Source organism: Macromonas bipunctata (assembly GCF_002837135.1).
GTDB lineage: Bacteria > Pseudomonadota > Gammaproteobacteria > Burkholderiales > Burkholderiaceae_C > Macromonas_A > Macromonas_A bipunctata.
The window spans coordinates 1-11,993 of sequence record NZ_NWBQ01000044.1 but is presented as its reverse complement, the minus strand read 5'-3'; the positions used below and the strand labels follow the sequence as shown (position 1 = coordinate 11,993).

The window sequence follows — 11,993 nt, the reverse complement described above, 5'->3', positions numbered from 1 at the left end:
CGGCCTTCGCGGCCGCCTGAAGCCATACAGCAAAAAACCCGGCTTGGAGCCGGGTTTTTTGTGGCCGCTGCAACGGGACAGAACCCGGTGCCCAATGCGGGCCAGGTTCAGTGCAGATGGCGCGGCTTGCGCGACGGGCCACCGTGGCCACCATTGTTGCCATTGCCGCCGGAACCGCGTGGCGGCTTGCCCAGCTGCATGGAACTCACCAGCGCGTCAAAGCGGTCGGTGAACAGGCGGTCGATCGAGGCCACCACATCGCCCAGCTCCGAGGCGTCAAAGTGGCGCTCCATCAGGTTGACCACGTCGTGCACCAGCATGTCGCGCTGGATCTGCATGATGGCGGCCGGGTTCGGGCCCACAAAGCACATCAAAAAGTCGTCGCGCGATTCGGCCTCGGGATCGGCCTCCTCGTCGTCGAATTCGGTGTCGTAGAACGAGACCTCGATCGGGGCGCCCGCGGCGGCAATTTCGTTGAGGCCCATGCAGGCGTCCTCGATGGCCTGGCGGAAATCCTCGTCGCCGGGCACGGTCCAGCACATCTGCAGCAGGTGCTCCTTGGGGTCGAAGCGGATGCCCGGCTCGTCCTCGTAGGCGCTGTGCGCGCCGTCCAGCAGGGAATGCGCGCCGGCGTACTGCCACAGCGGCTTGATGGCCTCCTGGATCTGCGAGAAGTCCACATCGTCGCGCAGCGGGACGTCACCATGCACGTGAATCTCAAAGGGCGGGTTGAAGTGGGGCATGGGATGTAAGGAGCGGGTTGGTGCAGAACTGGTGCCTCGGGCCGGGGTCGAACCGGCACGCCGCCTCTGAAGCGAGCGGCGGATTTTAAGTCCGCTGTGTCTACCTATTTCACCACCGAGGCACGGGGGCTTATTTTCGCTTGTTTTTGGATCGATTTGGGGCCGGGGTCACACCCAATCGGGTTTTTCAGGTTTTTTTGCGCCGCTTGGCACTGGCATGGAAGTCGCTGCGGCGCTGGGTCTGGCGTTGCAGGCGTTCGGCGTCGCGCTGGGCTTGCAGTTGTTCGGCGGCGTGCTGCCAGGCCAGGAACTGCGCGGGCGTCTCCAGCGTGATGCGGCCCAGCGTGGCGCTGCGAAAGTCGTTGAGCACCGCTTCGGCGGCTTTTTGCGTGTTGATGCGCCCACCGGGCATCAGCGCGCCGCGCTTGCGGCCCACGGCGTCGAGCAGTTCGTGGTCGGGCATGGCGGCAATGGCGCCGGGGGCCAGGCCCCACTTGTAGCGCGCTTCCAGCAGGTGGGCGTAGGGCTGCTGCAACACCTTGAGCAACTCCAGCGCCACCTCCTCCTCGTCGTAGGCGTTGCGGCCCACGGCGCCACTGGCTGCCAGCAGGTAGCCGGTCTCGGGCACCGTGATCTTGGGCCAGAGCATGCCGGGCGTGTCGTAGAGGTAGAAGTCGTCGGCCAGCACGATGCGCTGCTCGTTCTTGGTGATGCCGGCCTCGTCGCCGGTCTTGGTGGCGCGCTTGCCCACCAGGGTGTTGATAAGGGTGGATTTGCCCACGTTGGGCACGCCGCCTATCATCACGCGCATGGGCTTGACCATGCCGCCACGCAGCGGCGCCAGTTCGAAGCAGGCCGCAATCAGCGCTTTGGCGGGCGCGGTGACGCTGGCGTCCAGCCCCAGGGCGCGCGTGCTGGGCTGAGCGTTGTAGTGCGCCAGCCATTGCGCGGTGCGTTCGGGGTCGGCCACGTCCTGCTTGTTGAGCACTTTGAGCGTGGGGCGCCCCGCCGTCAGCTCGGCCAGCATGGGGTTGGCACTGGAGCCCGGCAGGCGCGCGTCCAGCATCTCGATCACCACGTCGATGTCCTTGATGCGCTCCAGCATCGCCTTGCGGGTGGCGTGCATGTGCCCCGGAAACCATTGGATGCTCATGGCGGGTGTTCTTTCTGCGTTCTGGGTCGGAAGATGTCGGGATGGCGCTCAGGCGTGGGCCAGCAGCCAGTCGTGCAGTTCGCGCACCGAATGCGCCACGTGCCGGGGTCGCAGCGCGTGCAGTTCGTCGCTGGCGTGGGCGCCGTAGCTCACGCCCAGCGCGGCGCAACCGGCGTTGATGGCCATCTGCAGGTCGTGCGTGGTGTCGCCCACCATCAGGGTGCGTTCGGGCTCGACGCCAAACTCGCGCATCAGCTCGTGCAACATCAGCGGGTGCGGCTTGCCGGCGGTTTCGTCGGCGGTGCGCGAGCCGTCGAACACGCGCTGCAGCGCCACGGCCTGCAGGGCCTCGTTGAGGCCGCGTCGGCTCTTGCCGGTGGCCACGGCCAGCCAGTGGTGGCGGCTTTTCAGGTCGTGCAGCAGTGGCAGCACGCCGTCGAACAGGGTCACATCATCCTGGTGCTGGCGGTAGTGGTGGCGGTAACGCTCGCCCAGCAGCGGGTAGTGCTCCGGCGCCACATCGGGCGCGGCGTGGGCCAGGGCTTGCGGCAGGGCCATGCCGATGACCCAGGAGGCAGCGGCGGCGGATGGCTCGGTGCCGCCCACGTCGCGCACCGCCGCCTGGATGCTGCGGGTGATGATGGCAGTAGAGTCGAACAGGGTGCCATCCCAGTCAAAGGCAATCAGGTCAAATTGGCGCATGGGCGTGAAGGATACAGGGTTGGGCGCCAGCCACGCCCGCCACAGCTCCAGAAAGACAAAAGGCACCGCAGGGTGCCTTTGTGCGCAAGCCAAGTGGCCTTAACTCTGGATGCGGTAGTTTTCCAGGTCTTCGCCCGCTGCCTGCACGGCCTTGACCCAGTCCGGGCGGCGGCCCGGGCCGCCCGACCACGGCTCGCCATTGGGGCCACGGTACTTGGGTTCGGACTTGGCCTTGGAGCCGGCCACTTTTTTGCGTGTGCCACCGGTGTCGCCGAGTTCTTCGGCGGTAATACCGAAGGTTTTCATCTTTTCCTTGATTTCGGCAATCACGCTGGCCTTTTGGGACTTGCGGATCTGCTCGGCCTGAGCCAGCAGGGCTTGCGCTTGGCTCATCAATTCTTCGTACGATTCTGGCTGATTGTCGAGGGACATGAGATTGACCTTTTTTAAAAATTTCCAACGAGGCGCTATTCTAGTCAATCAAACGCGACACGTGGCACCAATCGTGCAATTCGGGCGGCAATGGGGTTTGCAATTGCAGCTTTTCCTGCGTGACGGGGTGCGTGACGCTCAATTTCCAGGCGTGCAGGAACATGCGTTTCAAGCCGTGCTTTTGCAAGGCCTTGTTGGTGTCGAAATGGCCGTATTTGTCGTCCCCGGCAATCGGGTGACCCGCCGAGGCCAAATGGACACGGATCTGGTGCGTGCGCCCGGTCTTGATGGTCACGGCCAGCAAGGAATACGGCTGGGGCGGCGCGCCGTCGGGCATGGGTACTGCCATGCTGCCCAGCACCTTGACCAGGGTGATGGAGCGCATGCCCTCCGGGTCGTCGGCGCTGGTGACGCGCACGCGGCGCTCGCCGTCGGGTTGCAGGTACTTGCGCAGCGGCTGGTCGAGCACCTTTTTGTTGGCGGGCCACTGCCCTTGCACCAGCGCCAGGTAGGTCTTGCCGGTCTCGCGCTCGCGGAACTGGTCTTGCAGCGCCTTGAGTGCGCTGCGTTTCTTGGCAATCAGCAGGATGCCGCTGGTCTCGCGGTCCAGGCGGTGTACCAACTCCAGCAGCGGCGCGCCCGGGCGGGCGCGGCGCACCTGCTCGATCACGCCAAACGAGACCCCGCTGCCACCATGGACGGCCACGCCGGCGGGCTTGTCGATGGCGAGCAGGGCCGCGTCCTCGAACAGCACCGGGAATTCGCGCGCCGGGGCGGCGGGCTGGGTCTGCTTGAGCTCGGCGCGCTCGGACAGGCGAATGGGCGGCACGCGCAGCACGTCGCCCGCCTGCACCCGGGTGTCGGCGCTGGCGCGGCCCTTGTTGACGCGCACCTCGCCGGAACGGATGATGCGGTAGATGTGGGTCTTGGGCACGCCTTTGAGTTCGCGCAGCAGGTAGTTGTCGAGCCGTTGACCGGTCGATTCGGCATCGACCGTGAAATGCCGGACTTGGGCGGGTGTGTGCATGGAGATGGGCGCGCAAGTCTATAATCAAACCGACCGTGCGCTGCTGGTGTCAGAGTTGGATTTGCCGTCAAGTTTAAGGCAGTCGTGACAAGCAGCGCGCTGGCACCCCAGTTGCCAACGCTGGCGCGTTGCCGGGCGAGTGCTCCAAATGCCTCCGCTACCGGCCACGCCCCTGGCGTTGAACCCGTCGTTTGAATACGCGAACCCGAAACGGAATACCCCCAACGTGGAGCTGGCGCCCGTCCTGTGTCAGGCCAGCTTCACGCGGACCGAAGTGACCACAAGAGCTGTAGTACAGACACACACCGTGTTGCACACCATCTTGCCCCCTGTGTTGATCACCCACCTCCACGCGCCTATGCCCGGACGGGCTTGAGCACGCGGCCACGAGCTGCGCCCTCCACCCCGCTTTGTCCTGAGGCTCTCCGGCAATTCCTCCTCGTTCTCGTGCTCGGCCAACGGGTTCACGGCAGTACCGCGCCCCACTGCGGGGCGGTTTGTTTGTTGTGAGAAGAGGACAGAACCATGAAACGCATGCTGATCAATGCCACCCAGGCCGAAGAACGCCGCCTGGCGATTGTGAACGGGCAAAAGCTGCTGGATTACGAGATCGAGATCGAAGGGCGCGAGCAGCGCAAGGGCAACATTTACAAGGCGGTGGTCACGCGCGTGGAGCCGTCGCTGGAAGCCTGCTTTGTCGATTACGGCGAGGAGCGCCACGGTTTCCTGCCGTTCAAGGAAATCTCGCGCCAGTACTTCCAGGGCAATGTGGCGCCGTCGCAGGCGCGCATCCAGGACGTGATCCGCGAAGGCCAGGAACTGCTGGTGCAGGTGGAAAAAGAAGAGCGCGGCAACAAGGGCGCGGCCCTGACCACCTACGTCAGCCTGGCGGGCCGCTATGTGGTGCTGATGCCCAACAACCCGCGCGGCGGTGGCGTGAGCCGCCGCATCGAGGGTGAGGACCGCGCCGAATTGAAGGCCACGCTGGAACAGCTGGACTACCCCAATGGCATGAGCATCATTGCCCGCACCGCCGGCATTGGCCGCGAGGCCGGTGAATTGCAATGGGACTTGAATTACCTGCTCAAGCTGTGGACGGCGATTGAGGGCGCGTCCAAGGCGGGCAAGGGTGCGTTCCTGATTTACCAGGAATCGAGCCTGGTGATTCGCGCCATCCGCGATTATTTCAATGTCGATATTGGCGAGATCCTGATCGACACCGACGACATTTACGAGCAGGCGCACCAGTTCATGGCACACGTGATGCCGGAACACGAGCACCGCGTGAAGCGTTACCGCGACGACGCGCCGCTGTTCAGCCGCTTCCAGATCGAACACCAGATTGAGACCGCTTACAGCCGCACCGTGCAGTTGCCCAGCGGCGGCGCGATTGTGATCGACCAGACCGAAGCCTTGGTGGCGGTGGATGTGAACTCGGCACGCTCCATCAAGGGTGGCGACATTGAGGAAACCGCGCTGCGCACCAACCTGGAAGCCGCCGATGAGGTGGCGCGCCAAGCACGTCTGCGCGATTTGGGTGGCTTGATTGTGATCGATTTCATCGACATGGAGGAAAGCCGCAACCGCCGCGAGGTGGAAAGCCGCCTGCGCGACGCGCTGCGCCAGGACCGCGCCCGCGTGCAGTTTGGTGCCATCAGCAAATTTGGCTTGCTGGAAATGAGCCGCCAGCGCCTGCGCCCTGCCCTGAACGAAGGCGCTTCGGTACCCTGCCCGCGCTGTGGTGGTTCTGGCCATATCCGCGACACCGAATCGTCGGCGTTGCAGATTCTGCGCATCATTCAGGAAGAGTCGCTCAAGGACGGCACTGCCGCAGTTTTGGTGCAAGTGCCGGTGGAGGTCGCCAGCTTCCTGCTGAACGAAAAGCGCATCGAAATCACCAAGATCGAGCTCAAGCAGCGCATCAACGTGATGATGGTGCCCAACAAGTCGCTGGATACGCCGCACTACAAGCTGGAGCACCTCAAGCACGACGACCCGCGCCTGGAGGACATGGAAGCCAGCTACAAGCTGGTCGAGGAGATCGAAGACAGCGAAACCGTGACGCGCCGCAGCCACGAACGCGCCAACCGGCAAGAGCCGGTCATCAAGGGCGTGTTGCCCGATGGCCGTGCCCCGGTGGCCGCCCGCGCGGAGCCGACCCCGACTCCGGCCCCCGCACCGGCGCCGCAACACCACCACAATGCCCCGCCGGTACAGGCCGCGCCTGGCGCCTACCAGCAGGCGGCAGGCTACGGCCACGCCACGCAGGCCCAGCTGCCGGAACAAGCCGAAACGGGCTTCTTTGCCTGGTTGCGCCGCCTGTTTGGCGTGGCGGCCACCCCGCCCAGCATGCCAGTGCGGGTCACGCCCCCCATGCAGCCGACCACCCCCGGCTATGGCGAACCGCGCCAGCCCGAGTTCCGCAACGGTGACGGCGCAGGCAACGAACGCCGCAACACTGGCGCACGCAACGGCGCTCCCGGCAACCGCCGGACTGAAGGCCGCAGCGATGGCCGCACCGCCACACCGCGCGGCGAACGCAACCTGGAAGCACGCGAAAGCCGTGGTGGCCGCAGCTACGGCAACGACGCGCTGCCCGAAGCACGCCAGAGCGAAGGCCGACGCAACAGCCGCGACACCAGCCCGCGCGACGAGCTGCGCGACAGCCCGGCCCGCAGCGAACGTGGTGAGCGCACTGAACGCAGCGAACGTAGCCTAGAGCGCAACACAGAAGGCCGCGACAACCGGCGCGAACGTGGCGACCGCACCGACCGTGGTGAGCGTTACGAACGCAGCGAGCGCCCGCAGCGCGAACCGCGTCCGGCCGAAGCGGTGATGGACCTGGAACGCCAGCCCGCCGAGGCGCTGGAGACAGGCCGCCCCGCCACCGACAACCGCCGCGAGCGCAGCGCCGAGCGCAACCAGGCCGAAGGGCGCCGCCGCAATGGCCGCCGCCAGGCCACCGAGGGCGAATCGACCCCAGCCACCGACGACAGCGCAGCCAACGGCTGGGCCGAAGCGCAGCTGGACGCCACCGCGCCCAGCCTGACCGAGAGCAGCGGCAACGCCGCCCCGACCGGCGAAACGCCTGCCGTGGCCGAACGCCCGGCACGCGAGCGCCGCAGCCGCGACCGCTATGGCCGCGACCGCCGCAGCCGCCAGGACAGCAGCGAGTCCACCCCAGCCAGCGACGACACCGAGGCGCCCACCGCCCCGGCCGCTGCCAGCGATGAGCAGCCGCCGGTGCGCAGCTCGTACTTTGCACCGGTAGCGCCGGTGGCACCTGTGGCCGCTGCGGCGCTGGACGCTCAGGCCAGCGTTGCCGAAGCAACGGCACCCACCGCCGAAGTGGTGGCAGTGCCCACCACGGTAGCCGAGGAAGCAGCTCCCGCCGCCACACCAGCGGTGCTGGACATTGACACCGCCCCAGTGCTGGCAACACCCACCGTAGAGGAAGTGATCGCTGCTGCGCCAGCACCGGCCACAGCCGACGCAGCAAAAACGGCCGAAGTGGCTCCCGCAGCTGCAACCGTGACGACCAGCGCCCCCAGCACCGACGAGGCTGCGCCCAGCGCCGCTGCGTTTGAGCTGCCGCTGCAGGCGCTGCAAGCCGTGGCCCACGCCGCTGGTCTGGAGTGGGTACAGTCCGACGCCGACAAGGTGGCACAGGTGCAAGCCGCAATTGCCGCCGAGCCGCAGCCGGTGCGCGTGCCGCGTGAGCCCAAGCCTGTGGTGCTGCCCGACGAAGGCCCGCTGGTGCTGGTGGAAACCCGCCGCGACCTGCGCGAACTGCAACTGCCCTTCGAGGCCACACCAGCGGCCTGATGCCGCCGGTGGCCTGCCACCGCTTCCCCTGCCCTGTGGCGGGGTGCGGTGGCGGGCCAGATTGCTCCCACCGGTTTTGACTGCCCTGTTTTTGCCATGAACACCACTGCACCCTCGAACACCGAAGCCCACACCGCCGCTGCCACCCCGCCCGCCGTTCCGGCACTGGAGTGGAGCGACGGCCTGGTGGTAGGTAACGCCCGCATGGACGACACCCACGCCGAATTTGTGGACATGGTGGCACGCCTGCGCGCTGCCCCTGCTGCCGAACAACTGGCGCTGTACCGCGAACTGCTGGCCCACACCGTGGAACACTTCGAGCGCGAAGACCGCTGGATGCAGGCCACCGGTTTTGCCGCCGACAACTGCCACAGCGGCCAGCACGCCACCGTGCTGGACACCATGCGCAAGGTCGAAAGCCACTACCTTGAAGGCGATACCGACATCCTGGTGCGCATGGCCGAGGCGCTGGCCGAATGGTTTCCGCAACACACCCAGACCATGGACGCAGGCCTGGCCATCCACATGAACAACCTGGGTTTTGATACCGGTACCGAAACGCTGACCGACCCCAGCCGCACGGTGCCAGAAGCGTCCATGTCGGGCTGCGGCAGCGTCAGCTGCAGTTGACGGCAGCCATAGGAAGAAAACTCAGAGCGGGCCCAAGTGGCCCGTTTGCAATTGCAGCACCCGGTCGCAACGCTGGGCCAGTTCACGGTCGTGCGTGACCAGCACAAAGGCGGTGCCTTGCTCGCGCGCCAGTTGCAGCATCAGCTGGAACACGCCGTCAGCGGTGCTGCGGTCCAGGTTGCCGGTCGGCTCATCGGCCAGCACGCAAGCCGGGCGGTTGACCAGCGCGCGCGCAATCGCCACCCGCTGGCGTTCACCACCCGAGAGTTCAGCGGGCCGGTGCAGCAGCCGCTCTTGCAGGCCGACCTTGGCCAGCCACTGTGCGGCCTCTTGGGCCGCCGCCGCGCGCGGCTGACGGCGTATCCACAGCGGCATGGCCACGTTGTCTTGCGCGCTGAATTCGGGCAGCAGGTGGTGGAACTGGTACACAAAGCCCAAGTGCTGGTTGCGCATCGCGCCTTGTTGCGCGGGGCTCAGGCGGGCCAGGTTCTGGCCTTGCAGCTCGACGCTGCCGCTGGTCGGGGCCTCCAGCCCGCCCAGCAGGTGCAGCAAAGTGCTTTTGCCGGAGCCGGACGCACCCACAATCGCCACCGTTTCACCGGCGTGGATGTCCAGATCGACACCGTGCAGCACCGTCACATCCAACCGGCCTTCGTGGAAACGCTTGACCAGACCACGCGCGCGCAGCACGGGGTGTTTGACAGTGGATTCATTCATAACGCAGAGCCTCCGCCGGGTTGACGCGGCTGGCACGCCAGCTCGGGTACAAAGTGGCCACAAACGCCAGCACCAGTGAAATGACCGCAATCGGCACGATGTCGCCCTGCTGCGGGTCGCTGGGCATGCGGCTGATGAGGTACACCTCCTGCGGCAGGAACTTGGCCCCCAGCAGCTGCTCCAGCGCGGGCACCAGGGTGTCGATGTTGAACGCCACGCCCAGCCCCAGCGCCAGCCCGGCCAAGGTGCCAATCACGCCCACCATCGCGCCCTGCACCACAAAGATGGCCATGATGCTGCCCGGACTGGCCCCCAGCGTGCGCAGAATGGCAATGTCGGCGCGCTTGTCGGTCACGGTCATCACCAACGTGGACACCAAATTGAACGCGGCCACCGCCACAATCAGCGTCAAGATGATGAACATCATGCGTTTTTCCAGTTGCACGGCGGCAAACCAGGTGCGGTTCTGGCGTGTCCAGTCGCGCAACAGCAAATCGCCACTGAGCTGACCGGCCAGCTGCTGCGCCACTTCGCGCGCCTGGTGCAAGTTGCGGATCTTGAGCCGCACGCCGGTCGGGCCTTCCAGCCGGAAAATGCGGGCTGCGTCGTCCTGGTGCAGCATCGCCAGCGTGGAGTCGTACTCATAGTGGCCGGAATCGAACACGCCCACCACCGTCATTTGCTTGAGGCGCGGCACCACGCCCGCCGGGGTCACTTGGCCGCTGGGCGCGATCAGCGTGACCACATCGCCCACCGCCACGCCCAGGCTCTGCGCCAGCGCGCCGCCCAGCACGATGCCGAACTGACCCGGCTGCAACTGCGGCAGCACGGTCTGCGCCATGTCGGCGGCCAGGCTGGTCACGCCGGGCTCCAGCGCCGGGTCGATGCCGCGCACCAGCACGCCTTTCATGTCCTCGCCGCGCGCCAGCAGGCCTTGGGCGGCGATGAACGGTGCGGCCCCGATGACCTCGGGATGGGTGCGGACTTCGCGCAAGGTGCGCGCCACATCGGGCAAGGCCTCGCCGTGCGGGGTGAACACCTCGATGTGCGACAGCACCCCCAGCATGCGGTCGCGTACCTCTTTCTGGAAACCGTTCATCACGCTCAACACAATGATGAGCGCCACCACCCCCAGGCCAATACCCAGCATGGACACGCCACTGATGAAGGAAATAAAACCGTTGCGCCGTGTGGCCCGGCCCGCGCGGGTGTAGCGCCAGCCCAATAGAAATTCGTAAGGAAGTTGCATGGATGCTTGTGAGTTCAACGCGTGATTGTGGCATCCCCGACAATGGCGGGTTATGCCCGCTGCACCATCTCCCCCGACTTTGTCCAGTTCTGCGGCCCATGTGCTGCTGCCCTACGCCAGCGCCAGCGCCGAGGCGTGTCAGGCCGCGTTGGCCGGTTTGACATTGCCCAACCTGGGCCGACTGCTGGCCCACTTGCGCCCGCAACCGCCCGTGCTGGGCGACGATTACACCCTGAACCCGCCACACGAGCAGGCGTTGGCCCACACCCTGGGCTGGCACCACCCGGACGGCACCCCGTTGCCCGACGGCCAGCTGCCCTGGGCCGCGTGGCAAGCCAATGTGCGCGATGTGCCCTGCGCGTGGTTCCACCCCTGCCACTGGCAGGTCGGCATGGAGCAAGTCACGCTGCAACCCGTGGACGCGCTCCAGTTCAGCGAAGCCGAATCGCACACCCTGTTTGCCGCTCTGGCACCGTTGTGCGCCGAAGACGGCATCACCCTGGTGTTTGAACGCCCCGACCGCTGGCGCGCCGAAGGCGAAGTGTTGCGCGGCTTGGCCTGTGCCAGCCTGGACCGCGTGGCGCACCGCCACCTGCACGGCTGGCTGCCCCAAGGCCCAGCGGCACCGCTGTTGCTGCGGCTGCAAAACGAGGCGCAAATGCTGTTCTACACCCATCCCATCACCGATGAACGCACCGCACGTGGCTTGCTGCCCATCAACGGCATCTGGATCAGCGGCAGCGGCAGCTGGCACGGCGGTACCCCGGCCCAGCCTTGGCCCGTGACACAACCCGACACGCTGCGCCAGCCCGCCCTGTACGGCGACTGGGTGGCCTGGGCCAATGCGTGGCAGCAACTCGACCGCGACACCGTGCCCGACTGGCTGGCACGCATCGAACGCAAACAAACGCTGCACTTGACCCTGTGCGGCGAACGCGGCTACCAAAGCTGGCATTACGACCCCAGCCACCGACCCGGCCTGCTGCAACGCTGGCGCACCCGCTGGGGCCAGAGTGCCAACCCGGTCTCCATCCTGAAAGCCCTGTGTTGACATCCTCCTCACCATGAATGGCGAGGATTCCCGCTTCACAGAACCCTGCCGATGCCTCAACGAGACACAGGACTTACAGCTTCTCCACGGGCTGACACCGCCAATCCGGCGGCCAATATGTTGCTCGCTGCATTGATGTCCCGGTCGTGGTTTGCACCACATTCGGGGCATGTCCAATGCCGCACGTTCAAAGGCATTTTTTCTGCCGTGTACCCGCAGTCGCTGCAACGCTTGGACGACGGGTACCAGCGGTCGATTTTTACCAGCTCACGGCCATACCATTTGGCCTTGTATTCGAGTTGGCGCAAAAACTCGGCCCAGCCTGCATCACCGATGGATTTGGCGAGCTTGCGGTTTTTCTTCATGTTGCTGACGGCCAGTGTCTCAACGGCGATCACTTGGTTTTCGTGGACTAGCCGGGTCGAGAGCTTGTGTATGAAATCCTTGCGGACATCGGCAATCTT

The 11,993-nt window shown here is 65.9% G+C and carries 11 protein-coding genes and 1 tRNA gene; 3 read left to right on the top strand and 9 right to left on the bottom strand.

Annotated features, from left to right (window positions below):
• Positions 1-107: 107 nt before the first annotated feature.
• From CON76_RS06670 to CON76_RS06645, 6 genes are all read right to left on the bottom strand, one after another.
• Positions 108-743 carry a DUF6806 family protein gene (locus CON76_RS06670; protein ID WP_101102589.1) on the bottom strand — a complete coding sequence of 212 codons (636 nt, stop codon included), beginning with the start codon at positions 741-743 and terminating at the stop codon, positions 108-110.
• A 29-nt stretch (positions 744-772) separates the two neighbouring features.
• Positions 773-865, bottom strand: a tRNA-Leu gene (locus tag CON76_RS06665).
• 65 nt (positions 866-930) lie between these two features.
• On the bottom strand, positions 931-1,896 hold the full coding sequence (gene ylqF, locus CON76_RS06660) for a ribosome biogenesis GTPase YlqF (protein ID WP_101102588.1): 966 nt from the start codon (positions 1,894-1,896) through the stop codon (positions 931-933).
• Positions 1,897-1,944: 48 nt separating this feature from the next.
• Positions 1,945-2,598: an HAD family hydrolase gene (locus CON76_RS06655; protein WP_101102643.1), complete on the bottom strand. Its 654-nt coding sequence runs from the start codon at positions 2,596-2,598 to the stop codon at positions 1,945-1,947.
• Positions 2,599-2,697: 99 nt separating this feature from the next.
• The gene (locus tag CON76_RS06650) at positions 2,698-3,030 is read right to left on the bottom strand and encodes an H-NS histone family protein (protein ID WP_101102587.1); all 333 of its coding nucleotides are present in this window, start codon (positions 3,028-3,030) and stop codon (positions 2,698-2,700) included.
• A 40-nt stretch (positions 3,031-3,070) separates the two neighbouring features.
• Positions 3,071-4,057, bottom strand: coding sequence for an RluA family pseudouridine synthase (locus CON76_RS06645; protein ID WP_101102586.1), 987 nt, complete (start codon positions 4,055-4,057; stop codon positions 3,071-3,073).
• Positions 4,058-4,582: 525 nt separating this feature from the next.
• On the opposite strand from CON76_RS06645, the gene CON76_RS06640 reads away from it, so the two are divergent.
• Together CON76_RS06640 and CON76_RS06635 are read left to right on the top strand one after the other, a co-directional pair.
• Positions 4,583-7,882, top strand: coding sequence for an Rne/Rng family ribonuclease (locus CON76_RS06640; protein ID WP_101102585.1), 3,300 nt, complete (start codon positions 4,583-4,585; stop codon positions 7,880-7,882).
• Positions 7,883-7,978: 96 nt separating this feature from the next.
• Positions 7,979-8,512: a bacteriohemerythrin gene (locus CON76_RS06635; protein ID WP_101102584.1), complete on the top strand. Its 534-nt coding sequence runs from the start codon at positions 7,979-7,981 to the stop codon at positions 8,510-8,512.
• Between the two features lie 21 nt (positions 8,513-8,533).
• Here CON76_RS06635 and lolD read toward each other — a convergent pair whose 3' ends face one another.
• Positions 8,534-9,229 carry a lipoprotein-releasing ABC transporter ATP-binding protein LolD gene (gene lolD, locus CON76_RS06630; RefSeq protein ID WP_101102583.1) on the bottom strand — a complete coding sequence of 232 codons (696 nt, stop codon included), beginning with the start codon at positions 9,227-9,229 and terminating at the stop codon, positions 8,534-8,536.
• Complete coding sequence (locus CON76_RS06625; protein WP_101102582.1) at positions 9,222-10,478, bottom strand: lipoprotein-releasing ABC transporter permease subunit; 1,257 nt, start codon at positions 10,476-10,478, stop codon at positions 9,222-9,224. The genes lolD and CON76_RS06625 overlap by 8 nt, the downstream gene beginning before the upstream one ends.
• A 79-nt stretch (positions 10,479-10,557) precedes the next feature.
• On the opposite strand from CON76_RS06625, the gene CON76_RS06620 reads away from it, so the two are divergent.
• Complete coding sequence (locus CON76_RS06620) at positions 10,558-11,529, top strand: phosphoglycerate mutase (RefSeq protein WP_145995365.1); 972 nt, start codon at positions 10,558-10,560, stop codon at positions 11,527-11,529.
• A gap of 56 nt (positions 11,530-11,585) precedes the next feature.
• Here the strand turns inward: CON76_RS06620 and CON76_RS06615 are convergent.
• Positions 11,586-11,993, bottom strand: a 408-nt coding sequence (locus CON76_RS06615; RefSeq protein WP_145995364.1) for an RNA-guided endonuclease TnpB family protein, incomplete at its 5' end; no start/stop codon positions are given.